Raw genomic sequence first — 24,970 nt, forward strand, 5'->3', positions numbered from 1 at the left:
AAAGAAACAACGAGTCAATTCATCTGCTTAGGCTAAGACAACCCCTACCTCACATCTACATATTCATACCTTACAAAACTGTAAGGTTATTGTAAGCTAAAACGATTTGTCAGATTCTCCACCTCTTTTATACTTAATGTAGATACTAAAACGAACGAAAAGGTGATAAATAGATGAAGAAGAAAAATAAAGTGTTAATTACTAGTGTAGTAGCAATCGGAATTGCAGCTGGATCATATTTTGCATTTGCTGGTGGTAGTTCAGATGTAGCAATGGCATATAGCGGTTATAAAGTTACGGAAAAACAAATTGAAAATGCACAAAAATTTGGCGGCGAAGTTATTCCAAGTGGAATTGAAACAATTTCATTCGATCCAACAAAAGGTACGTATGAATTAGCTGTTAAAAAAGGTGATGAAGTAAAAAAAGGTCAGCTTCTGTTTAAATATAATGACCCTACTGCTAAACAAGGTGTAACGGAAGCAGAAATGCAAAAGAAAATCGCACAAAAAGAAGTAACATTGTATCAAAAACAGATTGATGCAGCGAAACAAAAATTACAAAAAGATAAAAATGCTGGTCTTCCTCAGGAAGCATTAAAAGCATCGGAAATCGAAGTTGGGCAATTAGAATCACAACTTGAAATGAAAAAGTTTGAAGTTGAAAAATCTGATGAAATGATTAAAGCAGCAAAAGAGAAAGTAAACACCCTTTCTGTAACGAGCCCTACTGATGGTGTAATTGATGATATCGTAAAAACTGCCGATGAAAAAACAGGTATGAGCGGCATTACACTTCGTCACGCTGGTCCATTTAAAGTAAAAGGTCAACTTTCTGAGTATGAGCTTGCTAGTATGAGAGTTGGGCAAGAAGTAACTGTTTCATCAAAAACTGTAGCTGGTAAGACTTGGACAGGAAAAGTAACAGAAATCGGTTCTACACCATTAAAGAGTATGGACGAAAACAAAACAGTTTCTAATTACCAATTCACTGTCACATTAGATAATAGTGAAGAATTACAAAACGGCTTCCACGTTTACGTAACAAGTAAATCTGGCGAAGCAACTGGTACAGTTATTCCGAAGAGCAGTATTGTGAAAAAAGGTGACAAAAATGTTGTCTTTGTTGTAAAAGATGGTAAAGCGAAAGAACAAGCGATTACTGTTGAATTCGAGACAGATAGCGAAGCAAAAGTTTCTGGAGTGAAAAAAGGAGAGCAAATTATCTCTAAACCTGAAAAAGACTTAAAAGATGGTATGGAGGTTGTCGCCCAGTGATTAACTTAAAAGGCATCACGAAATCCTTCCAAAATGGTGCAGAGTCCGTTCAAATATTACACGGAATTGATGTAACTCTAAACCAAGGAGAATTTACTTCTATTATGGGACCATCTGGTTCTGGTAAATCAACTTTAATGAACATTATCGGTTGCTTAGATAAACCAACGACAGGTACGTATGAATTAGCGGGACAAAATATTTCAAACATGTCTGAAACAGAACTTGCACATGTTCGTAATAAAGAGATCGGGTTCATATTTCAAAACTTCATGTTATTACCAAGACTTACAGCACTTCAAAATGTAGAGCTACCTCTTATTTACGCTGGAGTCGATAAAAAAGAAAGACGTGAGCGCTCATTAGCCGCTTTAACAAAAGTTGGTTTAGCTGATCGAGCTACTCACTTACCGAATGAATTATCCGGTGGTCAAAAGCAGCGTGTTGCCGTTGCCCGTGCAATTGTAAATAACCCCAAATTCATTTTAGCTGATGAACCAACGGGTGCACTTGATACGAAAACGAGTACACAAATTATGGACCTCTTTTACGAATTAAACAAACAAGGCTCAACAATCATTATGATTACCCATGACCGCGAAATCGGGGAAGCTGCAGCACGTCAAATTGTAATTCGTGATGGAAATATCGTCCAAGATTGGAGAGGTTAATTTTGAACACGAGTGAAAATATACGCATGGCCCTTTCCTCTATCTTTGCTCATAAAATGCGCTCTATATTAACAATGCTAGGTATTATTATTGGTATTAGCGCCATTATTACTATCATTTCAATGGGTGATGGTACAAATGCAAAGTTTAAAAAAGAGTTAGGCCAAGGAAAAGATAATGAAGTAACGATTTACTACAGCAATCCCAACTTTGGAACAGATAGTGCTAAAATTACAGCTGATATGCTAAAACGTCTTCAAACTGTACCAGGCGTTAAAGATGTTTATCCAGATGTGAGCATGCAAATAAACGCTTCAGCTGGATCAAAAACTACCTCTCTCAGCTTAAAAGGTGGAACCGGTAGCTTTATGACAGATGAGAAGTTAAAATTAGTTCACGGTCGTGAATTAAACGATAATGAATTAAACCAAGCAATTCCTGCTGTTATATTAAATGAAGAAGCTTTTAATAAATTATTTAATGGTTGGGAATCAAATTTATATGCCGATATAAAAGGAAAACCGTATAAAATAGTTGGTGTGTATGAAACAAAAAATGATTTCGGAATGGCTATGGCTGAAGGTTATACATCTATTGAAAACGCTCCTGTCATTTCTGGAGTAACTGAATATGAAACTGTAAAACTAACACTAGTTTCTCCAGCAGAACGTAAAAGTGTAGAAAAACAAGCCGTTTCCGTTTTAAATGAAATGAAAGCTCCTAAATTTGAACATAAGTTTGAAGCGCAAGATATGGGGGACTTTACGAAGCAACTAGACGAATCAATCGGTATGATGAAAATGGTATTCGGTGGTATCGCTGCTATTTCATTACTTGTTGGTGGTATCGGTGTAATGAACATCATGCTTGTATCTGTAACAGAACGTACACGTGAGATTGGTATTCGTAAAGCACTTGGTGCAACACGCGGTAAAGTATTAACGCAATTCTTAATCGAATCTTGTATTTTAACGGGACTCGGTGGTTTCATCGGATTCATGCTTGGTATCTTCTTCGCTTGGATCGTCTCAATCTTTGCTGGATGGCCACTTGTTATCTCAAAAGAACTTGGACTTCTTTCAGTAGGTATTTCAATGCTAATCGGTATTGCATTCGGACTACTACCAGCTAACAAAGCTGCAAAACTTGATCCAATTGAATGTTTACGATATGAATAAATAAAAAACGTAGGAGTGTAAACTCCTACGTTTTTTATTTTATTGAAGAAAAATTCAATTTTATCAACGTTTTATTAAGAATATGAATCTACAGCAATTAGCAAACCAATTCATAACAATATCGTCCCTTTAAATCATGTTTCTTCTATTATATATGTTTCATGTTGCGATTACCTTCTTATCCTTGCAGCTTCCATTTCACATTACAACTATCCTGCAATCCTATTATTGCAAAAATACTATGTAATAACACAAATTCAAGGCGTAATTTTTTCCATACTACAACTTATTTTGTAACAATTATATCTCTATTTTATTAAAATTCATCCTATATATATGACTTCACACGCAAAAACATTATATTTTCATAACCACATTTCGATTCAAACAGTTAAACACCTCCCTTTCGTAATACCACTGAAACATTTAGGTAATATCATTGATATATTATTAATCTATAAGTAATTAAAATAGTGTTGATTTTATGAATCATATGTTATAATCCCCCGAAAACCGCAAAGAAACCGTTATCAGGATATTAATGGAATTATTACAGAATATTAACGCCTCATTACGAATGCTTTGTAGTTTTGTGTTTTCCGCAAATAAGAAAATAATGGTTGCTATAATGAGGTCAACGAAAAACAAATGCAATGGAGGCTATTATGAAAAAATTTATGGGTATAGCAACAGCAGCGGTTTTTGGTCTTGGGATTTTCACAACATCTGCTAAAGCAGAAACGATTGTAACAACTGATGTACTAAATGTACGAGAAAACCCAACTACTGAATCAAAAGTTGTCGGAAAGTTATTAGATGGATATAAAATTAACGTTTTACATACAGAAAACGGATGGTCAAAAGTTAAATTAAATAGTGGTAAAGAAGCTTTCATAAGCGCTGACTACACTAAAGATACTTACTACGTAACAGCAAACGTATTAAACGTACGTGCTGGAGCAAATACAGATTCAGCGATTCTTGGTAAATTGAAAAAAGATGATGTAATCGAAACAACACACCAAGTACAAAATGATTGGATTCAATTTGAATATAACGGCCAAACAGCTTATGTACACGTTCCTTACTTAACAGGGAAAGCACCAGTTAAAGTTCAGCCAGTAGTTAAAGCTGAAAAAGTAACTAACGTTCAAGATACAGCTAAAGTTCGTGAAGCAGTTAAAGCCGGGGAATTAGCTGAAACTCAAGCAAAGGCTAAAGCTCAAGAAGCAACTAAAGCTCGCGAAGCAGCTGAAGCTCAAGCAGATGCTAAAGCTCAAGAAGCGGCTAAAGCTCGTGAAGCAGCTAAGGCTCAAGAAGCAGCTAAAGCTCAGGCAGAAGCTGAAGCTCAAGCAGATGCTAAAGCTCAAGAAGCGGCTAAAGCTCGTGAAGTAGCTAAAGCTCAAGCAGATGCTGAAGCTCAAGCAGCGGCTAAGGCTCAAGAAGCAGCTAAAGCTCGTGAAGCGGCTAAAGCTCAAGCAGATGCTGAAGCTCGTGAAACAGCTAAGGCTCAAGAAGCAGCTGAAGCTCGTGAAGCGGCTAAAGCCCAAGAAGCAACTAAAGCTCGTGAAGCGGCTAAAGCTCAAAAACCAGCTACACAACAACCTGTTGCAAAAGAAACTGAAACAAGTACACCATCTTCTTCTCGTGAGTTAAGAGTTGAAGCAACAGCTTACACAGCAGATCCACTTGAAAATGGTTACAAAGCAGGAGACCAAGTGAAATCAGCTATGGGTCATAACTTAACAGCTAATCCAAACATGAAACTAATTGCAGTTGATCCAAGTGTCATTCCATTAGGTTCAAAAGTATGGGTTGAAGGTTACGGAGTAGCTATTGCTGGTGATACTGGTGGAGCTATTAAAGGAAATAAAATCGACGTTTTAATGCCAGACAAAGGTTCATCAAGTAGCTGGGGACGTAAAACAGTTACAGTTAAAGTATTAAACTAGTTAGAAAAAAAGAGTCAGTCTCATCGTTGAGGCGGGCTCTTTTTTATGATTCTTATATTCTTTCTTTCTCTTGAAAGTAAGTAATATTGTCTCTAAGCCACTTCCTCTCCGACATAAACAAGTTTCCACGTTTTTTGTACACTTTATCAAATGTCTTTAAAACTTCTTCATGATTAGCAAACTTATGTAAGAAACGAAGAGCGATGACAATCTCTGATTCATCAGTAGGCTCTACTTCATTTTTACGTCTTCTAGAAGCAACCTTATTCACACGTTCACAAATTGGCTTAATCGCCATTTCATCTCCATATGTATAAATAGCTCGAATGGCCTCATATTTCACCATGACATTTCTATCAGCTAAAGCATCAATATAAACTATTTGTAAGTCTGTTTTTCCGATTTCCGCTAAAGTCTCAATAGCCGCTGAACGAATATAAGCACTATCGCAGTGTAAAAGTTTCGTTAAAAGTAGAATTGATCGCTTTGTTCCAATCTCATATAAAGTAGCACATATATTTACAACATCATCTCGCTTCTCTTCCACTGTAAGTAACTTCAATAAAGCATCTTCTGCTTCCAACGATTTACACAACTTTAAAGCGATGACAGCAGAATAACGAACTCCACTATTTTTATGATATATGTAAGGAATAATTTTATGTGCATTGCTTGCTTCAGATAATTTACTTAAATCTATGAGCAGACTATCTAACACCACCCTGCTTTCTTCACTTTCTAACCGATCTATCAAATAATCTGCAATATACATCTCTTTAGTATTTATTGCAAGTTGTGTAATTAAAAAATATAGATTTGTTTTTATATGTGCTTTTCTTGCTTTCGTTACTTTCTCTTGTAAACAAGAAAAAAGCGATAAATCATTTAACCATCTCGCCTCTTCATATGCACATTGTCGAATACCTGCTTCCTCATCACCCATCCGCCTTAATAAATCATCTATATACTCTTCCATCTCCTTCTCTCCCGTCCAAGTTAAATCTATCTCTTTGCATTCTATATACGATAGACTACTATTTCAACAAAAAGAAGAGGATGCCATAGCATCCTCTCCCCTTTCCTATTCCACACAAGTAAACTGTGTCCAAGCTCCTACATAATCTAGTAAAAACACCTCTTCTTCAGCAATCGTACCGACAATATTTTTCCGTTCATCTATCGGCATTTCTTTCAAGATGATTTGTAATTCACCTTTATACTTTCCGAATGAGTTGTTACCAATTACAACTTGCCCTCTTTCCTGTAGCACACTTTCGCGCATAGGGAAGTCATAGTCTTTATACTTTTTACGTACTTCTGTAGAACGTACCATATATTCTGTTATATCACCGCGTCTTACGTGTATTTCTTGCAGAGTCGCTCTCTTCTCTACTTCAGTCGCTTCATCTACAAATTGTACTTTCAGCTGCAACATGTAACGATTTAAGTTTCCTAGTTTTTCTAACTCTTCTTCACTCGCATAAGCATTTCCGATAATGACATCATCGATTAGCCCCGTTGCCCATAAATGCTTCGCTTGCACTTCGATTGGAAGATTACGATGCTCTTCTAATGTACATAATCCGTCATTAATATCCCATGGACCGATGTTAGCAGTATGTGATGTGATAAATGCTGCACTGCGAATACCATGCTTTTTAAAACGTTCACTACAGCGAATGAAATAATCATACGGAAGACCAGTGAATTTTTGCGGATAAAAATTATGGCAACCAATTAAAGCTGCTTTATTCGCTTGATGCGAAAGGATATTTTCTAAATAGGCAATATCATTACTTACGTTTAGCTCAATTTTTAAACCGTACGGGTTGTTCGTCATTTTCGCTTCTGTTAATCCGTCAAATCCTACATCTAAACGAATACCATCTGCACCTAACTCTGCAAAGAATGATAGATCACTATAGCTAATACCAAGCTGATCAAACACAGCTGGTGCTACATCTAAAATGACTTCCATATTGTACTCTTTTGCATGATTAATAATTTCTTTAAATTCTGCTACAATTTCTTCTTTCGGACGATTCACAGACAATAAACAAGTGAATATTCTTGAAAAACCGTGACGTGCCGCTGCTGAAATATATGCCATATCTTTTTCTTTCGTTGAATGCTCTGGATAAAGAGAAATTCCTAATTTACGCTCCATGCTTTTGCATCTCCTTCACACGTTGTATTAATGCCATACTTGTAAATCTATATTTTGCAGATAAACATGTCGCACATAAAATCGTTGGTACGATGATAAAGTACGGTGATTGTAAACTAAATGCCACATAAGCTCCCATTGAACATCCGATAAATAATATCGACACAAGTAGTAAAACTAATAGCGATTTACTTTGTACCCATTTTGAATAATGCGCAATACACTGTCCGATAACAAATGTAATTAAGATGATAATTGCTCCGAGCATTCTGTTTTCTCCTCTCCTGCTAATTGTTGCTTCTCATACATTTTGAAGAATGGATAGTAAATAACGAATGAGATAACAAAGTTAACAAGTACAAGTACACCAGCCATAATTGTCCAGTCCGTACTAATAATAGCTGCAATTGGTGCTAACATCGTAAACGGCAGCTTCGCCATCATCATCGGAATCATACCTGAAACAACTGCGAAGTATGATACCGTCGTTGTAACTAACGGTGTAATAACGAATGGAATAATTAAGATCGGGTTCATTACAATTGGTGCCCCGAAAATAATTGGTTCGTTAATATTGAATAATCCTGGTACGAATGATAATCTACCTAACTCTTTTAAGAACTTAGATTTAGAGAACATAAACATAATTACTAAAGCTAGTGTTGAGCCTGATCCACCAATCCATACGAACCATTGAATAAATTGCTCTGTAAATAAGTTTGGTAACTGATGTGCATTTCCTGTAGCTGTGAACACTTCCATATTTTCAAGAATTGCTGAATCCCACATCGGACGAATAATTGGTCCTAAAATCGCAGGGCCATGTATACCGAATGACCAGAAGAACACGATTAAGAATACTGTTAATAAACCACCGAATAAATTATTTCCTACTAATACTGATTTTAATGGTGCGATTAAGTATGTGATTGTTGTATTTACATCAAATTTCAAACCGTAACGAATACCCCAGAATAAAAGAATAACTACTAGAGTTGGAATTAATGCTGCAAACGAGTTTGCAACTGCTGGTGGTACACTATCTGGTAATTTAATCGAGATATTATGCTTAATCATAAAGTGATAAATTTCTACTGCAATTAATGCTGTAACAATTGCTCCGAATAAAGAAGTTGCACTTAATGTTCCTACTGAAATATATCTACCTGCATCAATAACACCTGGTACAGCTTTTGTTATTTGAATTGGTTCAACTGATGCTAGTAAAAAGGCGAGTACAGATAATAATCCTGCACTTAATTGATTGAGCTGATAAAAGTTCGCGAGTGAAGCCCCTACCCCAAACGCTGCGTATAACGCCATTAAACCTACTGTAAATCGGAATGGAATATCTAAAATATGACGAAACGGTGCAATCCACTCCATATATGCGTCAATCGGTAAATTTAAAAAGATAACGAAAAATGATCCGACAATCGTTAACGGTAACGTAGAAATAACTCCGTTTCGAATTGCTAATAAATGTCGTTGCCCCGCAATCTTTTGCGTTGTCGGCATAATCTTCTGTTCCATAAAACTCATAAAACCATTCATCGATAACCCTCCCTATGTTCAATGTGGCAAAATTAAAAAGTTATAACATTATAATGTTTACATTTAAAAAAATATAATTACACTAAAACTAATTGTTCTGCTTGCTTAAGTACTTTCAAACCATCACACATGCCATAATCTCGTTGTTCTATAATTGCAACCGGTATATCGTATGACTTCGCAAGAAACTCTACTGCTGGAAACAAATACTTCACTTGTGGTCCGATTAAAACAACATCAGCATTTTTTATTTCCAGTTTCACAAGTTCTGAATCGACTGCTTTAATTTTATAATCCTTCCCTTGTTTCTTTGCCTCTTCTTGCATTTTTCTTACAACCATACTCGTTGACATACCTGCCGCGCAACATAATAAAATGTACATATTACACTGTCACTTTCTCTTCCACTCGTTTATGAAGAGTAATAAATTCCTCAGCAAGTTCCTTCACTGTAATTGCATTCATTAAATGATCTTGTGCATGCACTAACAGTAAACTGATTTCTGCATGATTTCCTCTCGCTTCTTCTTGAATTAAGTCTGTTTGAATACGATGAGCCGCTGTAATTTCTTCACTAGCAAGTGTCATTTTTTCACTCGCATTCTCAAAATCTCCTTGTCTTGCAAAAGCAATTGCTTCAAGCGCCGCGCTTCTCGCGTTGCCACCATGTAAAATTAACGCAAATGGAGTTTGCATATCAGTCATTTAAAATTCCCCCAAGCTATGTTTTTTCTATATTTTTATCTTATTATGAAAACGCATACAATTAAACATAAAAAACTTCCGTTGTGTAACGGAAGTTTTTATATACTTTTCTTATAAAGATAATAATATCTCTTGGAATTCTGCAATTACTTCAGCCTGAGTTAATTTCTCTATCGTATTTTGACTAGACATAATATCGTATAAAAAATCATATAGCTTTTGTAAATCTTCATTATTATTACGCTTTACACTAAATAAAATAATAACTTGTACTTTCTTATCTCCCCAGTCCACCGCTTTATCAAGTGTACAAAACATCAAAAATGTTTTCTCACTTAATAACTGCATCGGATGCGGAATCGCAACTAAATTTCCAACCGCTGTCGGAGATGTATTCTCTCTTTCCATAACAGAATCATAAAAGTTTGCAGGTACATAACCTTTCAAAGCAGCTTTCTCACATAAAAACTGAATAACCTCTTCTTTTGTAGAGGTACTACGATTTAAGAAGATCAAATCTTCCTTAATATATTGCTGCACACTAGTATTCACATGCGTAAATAACTGCTGACCAATCGATTTAATCTCTTTATCATCAAATATTGAATTCACTTTTATAACTGGCACAGGCAAACCACTCGGTATATGAATCGTACTAATAATACAATCTATTTTATCTTTGTAAAGTTCTTCTACCTTCAATTGATAATAGCCTGTAATCCCTACAATCTCTAATTTATCTCGGAACTGTGATAGAATTTTATATTTCAATAGCTGTGCACTCCCTTGGCCAGTTGCACAAACTAATAAGCATCTTTTCTTTTGATTCTTTTCTTGCAAACGACTCATCGCTCCACCGAAGTGAATAGCAATATAACCAATTTCACTTTCCGGAATCGACTCACCCGTATATTCACCAATTATGTCTCCAACAAGAACCGCAATTTCAAAGGCATATGGATAATTCTTTTTCACTTCTGCCAAAAGAGGATTTCTCGTATTTAATTTATATTTCAAACGGTTTAATAATGTTTTTAAATGAACACCAAACCCAAATAATAATTCCTCATCATAATAAAAAGTAAGATTCCGTTCTTCTGCCACTTTGAAAAGAATATGCTGCATGAATGCATATACATCTTTTCCTACTAGCTCTTCTACATTTTCATAGTGATTTCTCGCTGTAACAGCTGTACTTAATAAATGCATCGTCACATATAAAATTTCTTCTTCTGGAAATTGAAGTTCCAGCTCTTCCTCTAAATTTCCTAAAATCTGTTTCGCAATTTTATATTCTTTCTTTATTACAAGTTCAGATTTCTCTACATGCAGTGATTGAATGTAATGATCATCCATGCATCGCTTTAACGCAATCGCAATATGAATTGATAAATTATCAATTTCTATATCTGATAAATATATCGTTCCTCCCTCGATATACTTTAGTATAACTGAGCGGATGAGAGAAATATGAGGTAACGATAAATATGTATCAGTCTGCTCAAATTGCTCATGAAACGGGGTATGGTCATAACGTGGTAAACCATATTGTGATAAACAAGAACGAATATTAAATTCCTCTCCCACAATACGCATACCATAATATGGTCTTTTTTCAATTTGTAACTCATAGCGACTACAAATATCCGTAACATCTTTCATAATTAAATTTACAGTTGATTTACTCACATAAATCTCTTCTGCTAACTGTGAAAGCTTCACATATCCCTCTGTCGTTAAAATGCGTTGTAAAATGTACGCTACTCTTTCTTCATAAGAAGTGGGAATCTTTTCTGTCTGTTTTTGAAATACATTTACGCAAAACTCTTCAAATTTCTTCGCTTGTATAACTTCTAGTTCGTACCCATTTCCCCTTTGGGATTCAATTTTCGCTCCATGTTCTTCCAATATATCATTTAATAATTTTATATCCTTTTGAATCGTCTTCGTGGATACATGTAAACGGCTCGCTAAAAAAGCTCGATTTAACATCGATTTCTCTTCTAAAAACTCCTCTAAAATAGAAATTAATCGCTGATGCACTTTTGTCATAGCTCTTCCTCTCGCTCTTTATATAAAAGGGAAAAAGCCACTGAAATCAGTAGTTTTTTCCCTTTTATCCCGATTAGTGAATGCTAATAATCAGTGGGGATGAACTACATTCCCACTGATTAAAGCTTCACTTTATCCCGCTCTCATTATTTCTTTAGTGTAAATCCAAATTTATCCCATGCTTGTAAATAATCTAATAAGAAAATTTCTTCCTCTACAATTCGGCCAACTACATTTGTTTTTCCTGTATTCATCATATCTTTTAAAGCAATTTGTAATTCACCTTTATATTGACCATACTGCTCATTATCAATTAAAAGATCACCGCGCTTAATTTCGCGCGTATTATGCGGTTTGAACTCTTCTTTTTTATATTTCACACGACTTTGTGTAGAGCGAATCATATATTCAGACACATCTCCGCGATAAAAATGCGGTTCGTCTAACACAATAATTCTTTCTAATTCTGTTGTTGTATCATATAGTCCTATATCAAATGTTTGTTTCTCTTTATTTAATGCACCTAGTGCTTGTAATTCTTCTTCTGATGCATAAGCGTTCGCAATAATAACATCATCAATTAATTCTGTCGCAAATAGATGCTTCGCTTGTGTTGTCATCGGTAATTCACGGTGCTGCTCTAACGTACATAATCCTTCCGTTACTGGCCAAGGCCCATATGTTGCATCGAATGATGAAATAAAAGCAGCGGTTCTCATACCGTAATCTTTAAATTGTTTCGAGCATTTAATGAAATGATCGTATGATAATCCTGAATAACGGTGTGGATAGAAATTATGACAGCCAATTAAATTTTCACGATTTGGTCTATGACTCATAATGTTATCTACATACTTCGTACCGTTACTCATATTAATCTCAATTTTTAAGCCATATGGATTGTACGTCATAATTGATTCTTCTAAACCTGAGAACCCAACATCTAAACGAATACCATAAGCACCTAGTTCATGGAAGAACGATAAATCGTTATACGAAATACCTAGTTGTTCAAACACAGCTGGACTAATATCAACTAATACTTGGAACCCTAATGCATTTGCATGAGAGATCGTTTCCTTAAACTCTTCTATAATTTTCTCTTTTTCGCCATCTACAGATAATAAACATGTGAATACACGTGTAAATCCGTATTTACTTGCTAATGTTACATACTCCTTATCTTTCTCTACTGTCGAATGTTCTGGATAAATAGAAATACCTAATCGTCTCATATGTACACGCCTCTTTCTTCATCATATTGTAAACCTTTTCAAATATATGTAGCGAAAAAGTATGTATCCCCTTCTCTTCCACTACAATTTGAATCCGCTTTCTTTAAAGAAAAAACAATTTCTATCATTCATAACAACTACTAGTCTATACATCTATACTTTACATCTTTTTTTCATAATTGTGCAGCTTTTACACAAATTTGTCAGTTTTTCACCTAAAAAATTGTTATCCGTTTTCAAGACACCTTCCTTGACTGTTATGTTGACCAATACATATACTCGAAAGAACAGAGAAAACTTTTATATAGGGGATGAATATATGGGAGAGGCAATACTCGTAAAACGAGAACCGTTATGGACGAAAGAGTTTATTGCGCTAATTCTAGCAAACTTATGTATGTTTTTAGGATTTCAAATGTTAATTCCAACTTTACCTGTTTATGTGAAAGAAATTGGGGGCACAAGTTCAAATATCGGATTCGTTGTCGGTATGTTTACCGTTGCAGCACTTTTTATTAGGCCGCTGACTGGAAATGCCTTGCAAAAATTCAACAAAAAAATCATTTTAATGATCGGTACCGCTATTTGTTTACTCGCTATGGGCAGTTATCTTTTCGCTTCAACCGTTTTCCTATTGCTTGCCGTTCGAATTTTACACGGAGCTGGCTTTGGTATTACAACGACTACATATGGAACTGTCGTTTCAGACTTAATTCCGCAAGCTCGCCGCGGTGAAGGCATGGGTTATTTCGGTCTTTCTGGAACTATTGCTATGGCGCTCGGTCCACTTATCGGACTTTGGCTTATGCAAACATATAACTTCACGATTCTTTTTTTATGCGCACTTTCATGCACAATAGTTTCATTAATATTAACGAAACTACTTCAAATCAAAAAATCGCCGCAACCACCACAGCAAACATCCGGTACCTTTCTCGATGGATTTATTGAGCGTAAAGCTTTACTTCCTTCATTATTAATATTATGTATTACATTAATGTACGGGGGAATTGGGAGCTTTATCACATTATTTGCTACGGAAGTCGGGATTGCTGATATTAGCCTTTTCTTTTTATTTAATGCACTTGCAATCGCTGTAACTCGCCCGTTTTCAGGAAAATTATATGACACGAAAGGCCATACATTCGTCATCATTCCAGGAGTTATTATTACGTTTACAGGTATTATTTTGCTGTCGTATACAACTACAATTCCGAGCTTAATTATTGCCGCAGCGTGTTACGGAAGTGGTTTCGGAGCAATTCAACCAGCACTACAAGCGTGGATGATTGACCGAGTAGCACCACACCGACGAGGAGTAGCAACAGCAACATTCTTCTCAGCATTTGATCTTGGAATTGGTGCTGGAGCGATTATTTTTGGGTTCATTGCACACTTTACAAACTATGCAACTGTATATCGTTATTCTTCCCTATTACTCATCGCATTCCTTTTCATTTACATCACAAGCTTACGGAAACAAAAACAGGGAGATAAAACAAACGAAAAAGCCGCCGGGTAATGTTAACTGATTCTTTTTCAAAGTACTTGGACTAAAAAAATCATATATACACAAATGCAAAAAGCAGTGGATTCCTAAGAAAAATCACACTGCTTTTTGCATTGTATTGAAAGGTGAACCGCTGTTCTATTTATTCATATTGTTCGTATGATATTAATATATAGAACGAATTGGAGGAAATGTTGATGAAAGCAGTAGTTTACACAAAATACGGTCCCCCGGACGTTCTTCAACTAACCGAGGTAGAAAAACCTAGTCCTAAAGAAAACGAAATCCTTGTAAAAATAAAAGCGACAACCGTAACAGCAGGAGATATTCGTTCAAGAAGTTTTACAGTTCCCTCTTCTGTTTGGCTACCCGCTCGAATTGCACTTGGCTTTAAGCAACCGAAAAAACAAATATTAGGAATGGAATTGGCTGGTGAAGTTGAATCGGTAGGAAAAGACGTCACACGATTTAAAAAAGGAGACCAAATTTTCGCAGCTACCCAAGTCAATTTCGGTTCTTATGCTGAATATATTTGTCTACCTGAAGATGGAGCAGTATGCATGAAGCCCTCCAATATAACTTATGAAGAAGCCGCAGCCGTTCCAATCGGGGCACGTACAGCATTATTTTTCCTAAAGACAGCTAACATTCAGAACGGTCAAAACGTTCTTATTTATGGTGCTTCTGGAAGTGTCGGAAGTTATGCAGTACAACTTTCCAAATATTTCGGCGCAACAGTTACAGGGGTGTGCAGTAGCTTCAATTTAGAATTAGTAAAATCTCTAGGAGCTGACGAAGTAATTGATTACACCGCAAGCGATTTTTCTACTATAGACGGAGCTTATGATATTATCTTTGAAGCCGTAAATAAAAGTACGTTTTCAGATTGTATGAAATTGTTAAAAGAAGATGGTACTTATATAAATATAGTCGAACCGTTACCGAGTGCTCAAATGCTATGGACGAAATTGACAAGTCGCAAGAAACTAATATTAAGTCAAAACGCACCTGAAACTTCCGAAGCACTAGACTTCCTTAAAGAACTTGTTGAGAACGGTAAAATAAAAGTGATCATTGATAGACAATATACTTTTGAGGAAATTGTTGAAGCTCACATATATGTTGAAGAAGGACACAAGAAGGGAAATGTCGTCATAAACGTGAAACATAACGACCACTCCTAATAAAAGAAGAACACTGCAAATAGTTTTACAATACGAAGCACTCAAACTTTTTTAATATTAAAAAACAGGGCAAATTCATATGCGAATTGCTCTTTTTTATTGTTGTAAGTAATTCAATCTTTTTTCACTTTCATTATACATTCATTTCAAACCTCCCCATTTCCCTACATATTTTTCTATCTTTAATCAAAAAATATGCAAAGAACCATTATTATAAATAAGGGGAAACTTTACTTAGCGCATCCAATTTGGATAGTTTACCTCTCCTATTTTTACTATCCACAAATAGTGTGATAAATGTGACTTCTTTACAAATCAATCAGATGTATCAGCTGAAAAACCAATTAAATCCAGCTGTTTCTTTAAAGAATTGTAAACTTTTCATCCCTTTGTAAATTTAGTGTAAATTTTACTGATAAACCGTTTACAGTGTCTCAAGGTTTAGTTAATAATTACATCGTACATGAAATTTAAGGAGTGGAATGCGTGGAATATAATATTCAAGATATGATCTTCCAGTTCATTGGTGGATTAGGTATTTTCTTATTCGGGATTAAATACATGGGCGATGGACTGCAACAAGCAGCTGGAGATCGTCTTCGCGATATTCTAGATCGCTTTACAACAAACCCACTTATGGGTGTACTAGCAGGTATGTTAGTTACAGTATTAATCCAATCAAGTTCAGGAACAACCGCTTTAACAGTCGGACTTGTAAGTGCCGGATTTATGACATTAAGACAAGCAATTGGTGTTATTATGGGTGCAAACATTGGAACGACAGTTACTGCATTTATTATCGGGATTAAAATCGGAGAATACGCTCTTCCAATTATGGCAATTGGGGCTATCTTACTATTCTTCTTTAAAAATAAAAAAGTACATTCTTTAGGTCAAGTTATATTCGGTTTTGGTATGTTATTCTTCGGTTTAGAATTAATGAGTGCAGGTATGAAGCCTCTTCGCTCTTTAGAATCATTCCAAGAATTAACGGTTAGCATGAGTGATAACCCAATTTTAGGAGTCATTGTTGGTACAGTCTTCACTTTAGTTGTACAAAGTTCAAGTGCAACAATCGGTATTTTGCAAGAACTATTCGGTCAAGGTGCAATCGATTTAAAAGCTGCTCTTCCTGTATTATTTGGTGATAACATCGGTACAACAATTACAGCTGTATTAGCAGCAATTGGTACTTCTATTGCAGCAAGACGTGCAGCATTAGTTCACGTTATCTTTAATATCGTCGGTACAATTATCTTTACGATTTTATTAGTACCATTTACAAATTTAATTCAATATTTCCAAACATCATTAAACTTAAATCCAGAAATGACAATCGCATTTGCCCACGGAACATTTAACATAACAAATGCAATTATTCAATTCCCATTCATCGCTGTATTAGCATGGATTGTAACAAAACTTATTCGTGGCGAAGATTCTGCTATTGATTTCAAACCGCAACATTTAAATCCAATCTTTATTGAACAATCTCCTGCTATCGCACTAACAGAAGCGCAAAAAGAAATTGTGCGCATGGCTGAGTTCTCATTACATGGATTAAAAGAAGCAAACCAATTTTTAAATACACAAGATAAAAAACACGCTAACATGGCTACTCAATTAGAAGGAGCTATTAACAATTTAGATAAAAAAATTACCGAGTATTTAGTTTTACTATCAGAAAAACCACTTTCACCTACAGACTCTGAAAAACATTCAGTTTTAGCAGGTGTTGTTGGAGATATTGAACGTGTCGGTGATCATGTAGAAAACCTGGTAGAACTTGTAGATTTCCAAATTTCAAACCGCGTTTCACTATCAGATGAAGCACTAGCTGAATTAAATGAAATGCTTGAATTAACAATTTCAACATTACAAGATGCAATCAATGCTTTAACAAACTTTGACACTGAACTAGCTCAAACTGTTATTGCAAAAGAACGTAAAATTGACCAAATGGAACGTGTTCTTCGTAAACGTCACGTATTACGTCTGAACGAACGTAGCTGTTCAGGTGATGCAAGTATCATCTTCGTTGATATGGTAAGTAACTTAGAGCGTATCGGTGATCACGCTGTAAATATCGCTGATGGTGTTTTAGGTGAACAAGGAAAAATCAATTTAAAACAATCATTATAATGGGAAAAGAGACGCTCAAATAAGCGTCTCTTTTTTATTTCATATTTACAATCGTTCTTCCTTTTAACTTTCCTTGCAGTATAAGTGCAAACTTCTCATCTAATTCTTCTAATGTACATTCTTCTGTATAAGATAATAGCTCTAAGTTTTTCCAATCGGTCGCTAACAATGCCCACACTTCTCTTCTCATGTCTACTGGACATTGCACTGAGTCTATTCCTAAAAGGCTAATACCTCGTAATATGAATGGGTATACCGTTGTATTTAACTCCTGCCCCGCTACATTACCACACGTCGTGACACAACCGTCATACTGTAGTGATTTTAAAGCTGTTTCTAACATCCTTCCGCCTACAGTATCGACAACCCCAGCGTATATTCCTTTAAGCATCGGTCTTCCTGATTCATCACTCAATTCCGCGCGGTGAATCATCTTTTTTGCACCTAAACGTAGCAACATCTCTTTCTCTTCTCTTTTTCCCGTTGCCCCTACTATGTTATATCCTAACTTCCCTAAAATGCTAACTGCTACACTGCCTACTCCGCCCGTAGCACCAGTTACTAAAATATCTCCCATACTAGGCGTAATTCCCGCTCTAATGAGCTTATATACCGATAAGGCAGCTGTAAAACCGGCTGTCCCATACATCATACTTTCCTTCAAAGACATTTCTTTTGGTAAAGGAACAACCCAAGATGATGGCACGCGAATATATTCTCCGAAACCACCAGAAGTATTCATACCTAAATCATATCCAGTTACAATAACTTGGTCGCCTTCCTGAAAGACGTTATTTTCACTGCTAACTACCTCTCCCGCTGCATCGATGCCTGGTGTATGAGGGTATGTTCTCGTTACACCTTTGTTACCAGTAGCTGAAAGGGCATCTTTATAATTTAATGAAGAGTAATGAACCCGTATTAGCACATCTCCTTCAGGCAAACTACTTACTTCTCTCTCAACAAGCTTTCTTTCAAATTGATTATTTTCTTTTTCGTTCACGACAATTGTTCGGAATGATGTATGATTCATTATGCTCTCTCCTTCATCCGTAAAATCTTTCTTTATTATATAAGAAAGATATATACAGCTAATCACATCTTCTTGGCTATATTTCAACAAATCTTACTTCTCTATCACTTTCTCATAATACATATTTTCATTTCTACTAAAACAACTTATACTTATTCTACATCTCAAAAATAAAATATAGAAATCTGACTTTTTATAAATAAATTGAATTTTTACGAAATGTAAATGATTTGTAATGTTTTTTTTCGCTAAATTTCATTATAATAAGTGGATATGAGTGTCGTATTTCAATCCAAATGAAGGAGTACAGGAAATGGAGCAAAACCCATCTTTGCAAGAAAATACACGCAATAACCCGAAAAAAAGTAAGAAAAAAACAAAAATTATTATAAGCGCTATTCTATTCTTTTTAATAGTAGGCGGCGGTTATACTTGGTTTTTAGCAAATAAAGCATCTTCTGCTATTCGAAATGCCGCACACGATTTAGCGCGCGGTGATAAATCTGATTTACGTGATAAGGCTGTAAAACCTATTACAAACAATGTATCTGTCTTAATCATGGGTGTTGATGAAAGCGATGTCCGTGGGAAAGAATACGGTGAAGCTATAAGAACGGATGCACTATTACTTGCAACTTTTAATAAAGATAGCAAAACTGTTAAACTATTAAGTATTCCACGTGACACATATACTTATATTCCAGTAGAAAAGAAAAAAGATAAAATTACACACGCTCATGCATTCGGTTCTGCTAAAAACGGAAAAGATGGTGGACCACAAGCAAGCATTGATGCAGTTGAAAAATTAATGAATGTTCCTGTCGATTACTTTGTAAAATTCAACTTTAAATCATTTATAAAAATCGTCGATGACTTAGGCGGTATTGAAGTTGATGTACCAGTTGAATTTACTGAGCAAGATAGCAACGATAATGCTGAGGCAATTCACCTGCAAAAAGGTGTTCAAAAGTTAAATGGCGAAGAGGCTCTTGCTCTAGCTAGAACAAGGCACATTGATAGTGATGCGATGCGTGGTCAACGTCAGCAACTCGTTATCGAAGCCATTTTAAAGAAACTAACAAGCGTTGGATCCGTAACAAAAGTTGGTAATATCATTGATGATATTAACGGCCAATTCGTTACAAACTTAACATTCGACGATATGCTTTCATTCTATAAATATGGAGCAGATTCTTCAATTGAGAAATTACAAATTGAAGGTGAAGATTGTTACATGGCAAAAGGTGATGATACATGTAGTAAATCTCCTGGTGGTGGCCGAACTTACTACTACAATCCAGATAAAAAAGAATTGGCTAATGTTACAAACGAACTTCGTAGTCACCTTGGACTACCTGCATATACAAAATCTGATTCTGATTCTGATTCTGATTCGAAAAAAACAAATTCAGAGAAAACGAAAGAATCTACATCCGATTCGAAAAAAACAAACTCAGAGAGAACGAAAGAATCTGACTCTGAGGATACAAACAAACATGAATCAAGTAACAATAAACATAATGATAATAGCAGTGAAGATACAGAAACATCGTCTAATAACAATGAATAAAGTGAAGCAGTGCTCTATGAAGGTAGAGAACTGCTTCTTTTTAATGCTTTTAAAATGAAAAATCAGAACTTTCCAACTATCTTTTTTAATATTTTTAAATTATAATAAATAATAGTAATCTATTCCAAATATCAGGGGGCTCACACACATGAAAGCTGCAGTAAAACATAACATTTCAGATTTTAAAGAGTACTTAAAATCAAACGATATATATATGGAAGAAAATATAGATGAAAATGATGGTTCTGTACATTTCTCAGTAGGACTAGAAACTGAAGCTGGCGCAAAAATTCAACTTATCGCTGCTTTCGACAACGAAAATCCTACTGTGGATATATACTGCTTCAATGTTGCTCACGTACCTGATTCAACAAATGACATTTTACACGTCATCAATGAATTAAATACATCTTACCGATTTGCAAAATTCACGCTAAATAAGCAAAATGCAATTGATATTTCAACATCTCTTGCATTCTCAGAACCAAACTTTAATCCAGCACTTGTCTTTGAACATACGAGAATGCTATATAAGTTAGCAAATGACGAATATAAAAACTTAATGAAAGTTATTTGGGCATAAGTAAAAGGATGGGCTGCAAGCAGCACCATCCTTTTTTATTCATATCATATCGATCCACATCTTTATGGCGGTGCCTACAATTAAAATAGACAATACATATTGTAAAACTTTTTGATTCACTCTCTTCCCTACTCTCACCCCAAGAGGAGCGGCAAATAAACTTGCTATCGCAACGATAAGGGCTGGAATAACAACTATTTGTCCAGTAATCACTTTCCCCGTCGTAATCCCTACCGAGGAAATAAATGTAATAGCGATAGATGTTGCTATTGTCGTACGTATTGGTAGTTTTAAAACAACTAGCATAATCGGGACTAAAAGAAATGCACCACCAGCCCCAATAATGCCGGAAACACTTCCTACAATAAACGCTAACATACTTGCTAACCATTTATTATAATTAACTGCTCTGCTATTATTTTTCTTCGGCACAAACATCATAATAGCCGCAATAGTAGCTAGTAATGTGTAAACAATGTTTACAGCATGCTCATTTAATAAATTCGCGCTAAAGCTACCTACAAAGCTTCCTATTAATATACTAGCTCCCATATACACAACTAAAGTTTTATCCATATCATTACTTTTCCTGTACGCCCACGCGCCTGCAAAAGTTGCAAAGAACACTTGAATCGCTGTAATACCACTCACTTCATGTGACGTATAGCCAGTAAATCCTAGCAATACTGGAATGTATAAGATCATCGGATAATTAATGATTGCACCGCCAATTCCAACCATCCCTGATATGAATGACCCTATAAACCCAATAATAAATAGTAGTACTGTTAAACTCATATTGTACCCCTCGCCTTCTAAAAAGAAGGTAATTTAAATAAATAAATTTACATTTCCATCCGAAGCATCTGCTAAATATGCTCCTACCCCAGCAAATTCTACCCCTTCCATAATCTCTTCCTCTTTTAACCCTAATAAATCTACTGTCATTTGACAAGCTACAAGTTTAATACCCTGTTCTTTCGCCAAATCAATTAAATCCGGCAAAGGCATGGCGTTATGTTTTTTCATAATACCTTTTATCATCTTTGGTCCCATACCAGCAAAATTCATTTTAGATAATCCCATTTTATCAGCACCGCGTGGCATCATTTTTCCAAAAACTTTTTCTATGAGAGTTTTCTTTACTTCCACATGTTCATCTTTCCTTAAGGCATTTAATCCCCAAAAAGTATGAAAAATAGTCACCTCTTGATCGTACGCCGCTGCACCATTTGCAATAATATAAGCTGCCATCGCTTTATCATAATCTCCACTAAATAAAACAATCGTCGTTTTCTTCTGTTGTTCCATGTTGTTCTCCTCCTAATTACCTGCGGGGGTATTTTGAAAGTTGTAAAAAGACTCAAATTATCTATCTACACCTAATACTACTTTCCCCTTCCAAGCTAACATACCACCTACCATATTTATCGCTCGAAAACCGTAACTCTCTAAAAACTGAACTGCTCTTGCACTTCTACCACCGGAGCGACAAACGATAATATATTCTTTATTTTTATCCAACTCATGCATTCGAAACTCTAGTAAGCCTAACCTAATATGAAGCACTCCTGAAATTTTCCCTTCCATCACTTCTTCCACTTCACGAACATCGATTATATCCATCTCTTCATTTCGTAACAATCTTTCCTCTACTTCTCTTGCTGTTATTTCTTTCATCTTGATATTCCTTTCCTTACAAAGCGTTCATACCACCTGAAACATTTATAATGCGCTGAAATCCTAATTTCTTTAATACTTTTGCTGCTTGCTTACTTCTCATCCCGCTCTGACAAATAACGATTACTTCCTTATTTTTATCTAGCTGATTTGCTTTACTAACTAACTCATTTAGCGGGATATTCTGAAATCCTTTCATATGATTTCCTCTATATTCACCTACTGTACGAACATCGATAAATTGTTTCCCCTTTTTCCCCACTATACTCTTTAATTCTTTTCCATTTATATTTTGAACACCTTTCACCGGTAAAAAACGTGAAATAACAAACGATGCAGCAAGTACAATGAAAAGCGTACTTAATATTGTGTTCATATAACTCCCCCTCCACATTTATAAAATTATTTCTTTCTACACCTTCTTAATCCAAAACTTCAGTACATCGCTTTCTTCTGCATGCTTTACGATGTCATGACCAGTTTTGTTTGCCCACGCTGGAATATCCTTAATTGACCCTTTATCCGTTACATGTACTTCTAACACTTCTCCAGATTGTAAAGTATCCATTGCTCTTTTCGTTCTTACAATCGGCATTGGACATGCTAAACCTTTCGCATCTAATACTTGTTTTACATTCATCATCTATTCCTCCAGTTTGTTATTTTATAATGAATCATGAACTGCACAACGATTTGGGCCAATCTCCATTTCACGTGCTTCTTCCATACTCGGATGAATTTTCCCCATATTCGTTTGACGAATTTCTTCATACGCATTTGGCTGAGGTGGTAAGTTCTCTGTCACGATTTTACGAAACTCTGCCTCATCAACAATATTTAATCCTACATTCTCCTTAAATAGATCTTGTAAATTCGCACTTACAATACCTCTTTCACCCATCTCACTTATTTTTGAATAATGAGCTGGTAAAACTATTAACTCTGGAGACAGTTCCTTATAGCGCTTATATAACGTATTTCGTAAATCACTCACCCAATCTTCAGCCTTACCAGCAAGATCTGGACGCCCTATTGAATCTACAAATAAAATATCGCCTGATAATAAATACGTCTCATCAATAATAAATGATGTACTTCCAATCGTATGCCCTGGTGAGTATAGCGCATCAATATGAATTAGGGTACCCCCCACCGTAATAACAGTACTTTCTACAAGCGGTTCGTAAGAGAAAACGACTTCCTCCGCATCTTTTGGAGGTAACCAATACGTACCGCCTACTTTTTCAGCTAACTTACGCCCACCAGAAATATGATCTGCATGTAGATGTGTATCCATTACGTTAGTAATAGTAACCCCGTTCTCTTTTGCAAAATCTTCGTATGCTTCAATTGTTCTCACCGCATCAATAACTGCTGCTTCACCGTTTGAAATGACCATATAAGATAAACACCCTTTTCCAAGGCGATTAAATTGATATATACTTCCCCCGCCCTGTACATCTCCTACTTTTAATGGCTTCACATATTCACTCCAAGCTTTCATACCGCCAGCTAAATAATAAACATTATTGAAACCAGCATCTAACAATTGCTCTGCGACAAACCGAGAAGATCCTTCTTTCGCACATACAACTAAAATTTCTTTCTCTCTCGGCAATTCACTTGCAATATGATCTACACCATCTAATAAATCAAAATACGGTTTGTTTATAGAAGTGATTTGTTTCCCTTCAATTTTCCAATCTTCATAATCCGTCTCATTACGAACATCTAAAATAAACAACTCTCCGAATAAAACTTTCTCTGCAACATCTTTTGCTTGTAACATCTTAACGTCCATCCAATTACCCCCATAGGTATATTTATATTTAAAAAATTTTACTTTTCCATATTCCCTTGCCACTCTAACATACCTGGAATGACATTTTTCACATTTGAATAGCCTTTTTCTTTCAACATTTGGCAAGCTACATCACTGCGGTTACCAGTTCGGCAAATAACATAAATTGGCTTCACATGATCTAACCTAGCACTATCTATTTCACCTAATGGAACCGAAATGGCAGATGGAATATGACCAAAGGCAAATTCAGCCGCTTCACGAACATCTATTACAGTACACTCTTCACCACTTAATAATAGATCTTGCAATTCCGCATTCGTAATCGTATGAGGATACTTCACAACTTCATTTACTTCATGTTCATGTGCTTTTCTTACATAATGCTTTAATATATTTCCCTCTTGTTTCGTTCCTATATATTGATGCCCTACTTTACTTGACCAACTTTGAATATCTAGCGTAGAACCTTTATCTGTCGCCTCTATTTCAATAACTTGCCCTGATGCCAACCCTTCCATCGCCTTTTTTGTCTTCACTATTGGCATCGGACAAGCCAAGCCTTTACAGTCTAAACTCGTATCAACTTTTATACTCATAATCATTTCCTCCCTAATCATTATACGTATACCTGTAGGGGTATAATAAAATGTTTTTGAAAATCTGTCAACACATA

General features: G+C 35.6%; 24 protein-coding genes and 1 pseudogene. 9 read left to right on the forward strand and 16 right to left on the reverse strand.

The window, feature by feature from the left end:
- The first annotated feature begins 173 nt into the window (after window positions 1–173).
- The 4 genes and pseudogenes from BAU27_RS13935 (at window position 174) to entC (ending at window position 5,078) form a co-directional block, all read left to right on the forward strand.
- The gene (locus BAU27_RS13935; RefSeq protein WP_071771159.1) at window positions 174–1,277 is read left to right on the forward strand and encodes an efflux RND transporter periplasmic adaptor subunit; all 1,104 of its coding nucleotides are present in this window, start codon (window positions 174–176) and stop codon (window positions 1,275–1,277) included.
- Window positions 1,274–1,948: an ABC transporter ATP-binding protein gene (locus BAU27_RS13940; RefSeq protein ID WP_016094728.1), complete on the forward strand. Its 675-nt coding sequence runs from the start codon at window positions 1,274–1,276 to the stop codon at window positions 1,946–1,948. The genes BAU27_RS13935 and BAU27_RS13940 overlap by 4 nt, the downstream gene beginning before the upstream one ends.
- A 26-nt stretch (window positions 1,949–1,974) precedes the next feature.
- Window positions 1,975–3,126, forward strand: coding sequence for an ABC transporter permease (locus BAU27_RS13945; RefSeq protein ID WP_412676972.1), 1,152 nt, complete (start codon window positions 1,975–1,977; stop codon window positions 3,124–3,126).
- Window positions 3,127–3,667: 541 nt separating this feature from the next.
- Window positions 3,668–5,078: pseudogene (entC, locus tag BAU27_RS13950) on the forward strand (cell wall-binding protein EntC).
- 52 nt (window positions 5,079–5,130) lie between these two features.
- On the opposite strand, the gene BAU27_RS13955 reads toward entC, so the two are convergent.
- The 8 genes from BAU27_RS13955 to BAU27_RS13990 all read right to left on the reverse strand — a co-directional run bounded on the left by BAU27_RS13955 (window position 5,131) and on the right by BAU27_RS13990 (window position 12,791).
- Window positions 5,131–6,054, reverse strand: coding sequence for a HEAT repeat domain-containing protein (locus tag BAU27_RS13955; protein WP_071771161.1), 924 nt, complete (start codon window positions 6,052–6,054; stop codon window positions 5,131–5,133).
- 105 nt (window positions 6,055–6,159) lie between these two features.
- Window positions 6,160–7,245 carry a DUF871 domain-containing protein gene (locus BAU27_RS13960; RefSeq protein WP_071771162.1) on the reverse strand — a complete coding sequence of 362 codons (1,086 nt, stop codon included), beginning with the start codon at window positions 7,243–7,245 and terminating at the stop codon, window positions 6,160–6,162.
- Window positions 7,235–7,513: a hypothetical protein gene (locus BAU27_RS13965; RefSeq protein ID WP_071747815.1), complete on the reverse strand. Its 279-nt coding sequence runs from the start codon at window positions 7,511–7,513 to the stop codon at window positions 7,235–7,237. The genes BAU27_RS13960 and BAU27_RS13965 overlap by 11 nt, the downstream gene beginning before the upstream one ends.
- Window positions 7,489–8,799: a PTS sugar transporter subunit IIC gene (locus tag BAU27_RS13970; RefSeq protein WP_071747814.1), complete on the reverse strand. Its 1,311-nt coding sequence runs from the start codon at window positions 8,797–8,799 to the stop codon at window positions 7,489–7,491. The genes BAU27_RS13965 and BAU27_RS13970 overlap by 25 nt, the downstream gene beginning before the upstream one ends.
- Window positions 8,800–8,876: 77 nt before the next feature.
- The gene (locus tag BAU27_RS13975; protein WP_071771163.1) at window positions 8,877–9,182 is read right to left on the reverse strand and encodes a PTS sugar transporter subunit IIB; all 306 of its coding nucleotides are present in this window, start codon (window positions 9,180–9,182) and stop codon (window positions 8,877–8,879) included.
- Window position 9,183: 1 nt separating this feature from the next.
- On the reverse strand, window positions 9,184–9,504 hold the full coding sequence (locus BAU27_RS13980; protein ID WP_071747813.1) for a PTS lactose/cellobiose transporter subunit IIA: 321 nt from the start codon (window positions 9,502–9,504) through the stop codon (window positions 9,184–9,186).
- A gap of 111 nt (window positions 9,505–9,615) precedes the next feature.
- The gene (locus BAU27_RS13985; protein ID WP_071771164.1) at window positions 9,616–11,556 is read right to left on the reverse strand and encodes a BglG family transcription antiterminator; all 1,941 of its coding nucleotides are present in this window, start codon (window positions 11,554–11,556) and stop codon (window positions 9,616–9,618) included.
- Between the two features lie 146 nt (window positions 11,557–11,702).
- Window positions 11,703–12,791: a DUF871 domain-containing protein gene (locus BAU27_RS13990; protein WP_071747811.1), complete on the reverse strand. Its 1,089-nt coding sequence runs from the start codon at window positions 12,789–12,791 to the stop codon at window positions 11,703–11,705.
- Between the two features lie 319 nt (window positions 12,792–13,110).
- Between BAU27_RS13990 and BAU27_RS13995 the strand changes: the two genes are divergently transcribed.
- From BAU27_RS13995 to BAU27_RS14005, 3 genes are all read left to right on the forward strand, one after another.
- Complete coding sequence (locus BAU27_RS13995) at window positions 13,111–14,313, forward strand: MFS transporter (protein ID WP_071771165.1); 1,203 nt, start codon at window positions 13,111–13,113, stop codon at window positions 14,311–14,313.
- A 185-nt stretch (window positions 14,314–14,498) separates the two neighbouring features.
- Window positions 14,499–15,485, forward strand: a complete 987-nt coding sequence (locus BAU27_RS14000; protein WP_071771166.1) for an NAD(P)-dependent alcohol dehydrogenase — start codon at window positions 14,499–14,501, stop codon at window positions 15,483–15,485.
- A gap of 486 nt (window positions 15,486–15,971) precedes the next feature.
- Window positions 15,972–17,627 carry a Na/Pi cotransporter family protein gene (locus BAU27_RS14005; RefSeq protein ID WP_071771167.1) on the forward strand — a complete coding sequence of 552 codons (1,656 nt, stop codon included), beginning with the start codon at window positions 15,972–15,974 and terminating at the stop codon, window positions 17,625–17,627.
- Window positions 17,628–17,661: 34 nt separating this feature from the next.
- Here BAU27_RS14005 and BAU27_RS14010 read toward each other — a convergent pair whose 3' ends face one another.
- The gene (locus BAU27_RS14010; RefSeq protein ID WP_071771168.1) at window positions 17,662–18,660 is read right to left on the reverse strand and encodes a YhdH/YhfP family quinone oxidoreductase; all 999 of its coding nucleotides are present in this window, start codon (window positions 18,658–18,660) and stop codon (window positions 17,662–17,664) included.
- Window positions 18,661–18,973: 313 nt separating this feature from the next.
- Between BAU27_RS14010 and BAU27_RS14015 the strand changes: the two genes are divergently transcribed.
- Together BAU27_RS14015 and BAU27_RS14020 are read left to right on the forward strand one after the other, a co-directional pair.
- Window positions 18,974–20,230: an LCP family protein gene (locus BAU27_RS14015; RefSeq protein ID WP_071771169.1), complete on the forward strand. Its 1,257-nt coding sequence runs from the start codon at window positions 18,974–18,976 to the stop codon at window positions 20,228–20,230.
- 148 nt (window positions 20,231–20,378) lie between these two features.
- Window positions 20,379–20,813, forward strand: a complete 435-nt coding sequence (locus BAU27_RS14020; protein ID WP_071747805.1) for a YbjN domain-containing protein — start codon at window positions 20,379–20,381, stop codon at window positions 20,811–20,813.
- A 39-nt stretch (window positions 20,814–20,852) separates the two neighbouring features.
- Here BAU27_RS14020 and BAU27_RS14025 read toward each other — a convergent pair whose 3' ends face one another.
- The 7 genes from BAU27_RS14025 to BAU27_RS14055 are packed head-to-tail and all read right to left on the reverse strand — an operon-like array spanning window position 20,853 to window position 24,893.
- Window positions 20,853–21,611: a sulfite exporter TauE/SafE family protein gene (locus tag BAU27_RS14025; RefSeq protein WP_071747804.1), complete on the reverse strand. Its 759-nt coding sequence runs from the start codon at window positions 21,609–21,611 to the stop codon at window positions 20,853–20,855.
- Window positions 21,612–21,644: 33 nt separating this feature from the next.
- Window positions 21,645–22,124, reverse strand: a complete 480-nt coding sequence (locus BAU27_RS14030) for a DsrE/DsrF/DrsH-like family protein (RefSeq protein WP_071771170.1) — start codon at window positions 22,122–22,124, stop codon at window positions 21,645–21,647.
- Window positions 22,125–22,181: 57 nt separating this feature from the next.
- Complete coding sequence (locus BAU27_RS14035; RefSeq protein ID WP_071771171.1) at window positions 22,182–22,493, reverse strand: rhodanese-like domain-containing protein; 312 nt, start codon at window positions 22,491–22,493, stop codon at window positions 22,182–22,184.
- A 16-nt stretch (window positions 22,494–22,509) separates the two neighbouring features.
- Window positions 22,510–22,869, reverse strand: coding sequence for a rhodanese-like domain-containing protein (locus tag BAU27_RS14040; RefSeq protein WP_071771172.1), 360 nt, complete (start codon window positions 22,867–22,869; stop codon window positions 22,510–22,512).
- Window positions 22,870–22,905: 36 nt separating this feature from the next.
- Window positions 22,906–23,136, reverse strand: a complete 231-nt coding sequence (locus BAU27_RS14045; protein WP_071771173.1) for a sulfurtransferase TusA family protein — start codon at window positions 23,134–23,136, stop codon at window positions 22,906–22,908.
- A gap of 21 nt (window positions 23,137–23,157) precedes the next feature.
- Window positions 23,158–24,294 (reverse strand): MBL fold metallo-hydrolase, encoded by a 1,137-nt coding sequence (locus BAU27_RS14050; protein ID WP_071771174.1) that lies wholly within the window; start codon window positions 24,292–24,294, stop codon window positions 23,158–23,160.
- A 38-nt stretch (window positions 24,295–24,332) separates the two neighbouring features.
- A complete protein-coding gene (locus tag BAU27_RS14055; protein ID WP_071771175.1) occupies window positions 24,333–24,893 on the reverse strand; it encodes a sulfurtransferase TusA family protein in 561 nt (186 codons plus the stop codon).
- Between the last annotated feature and the right edge of the window lie 77 nt (window positions 24,894–24,970).

The sequence above is a fragment of the Bacillus sp. NH11B genome (assembly GCF_001884205.1).
Taxonomy (GTDB): Bacteria; Bacillota; Bacilli; order Bacillales; family Bacillaceae_G; genus Bacillus_A; species Bacillus_A proteolyticus.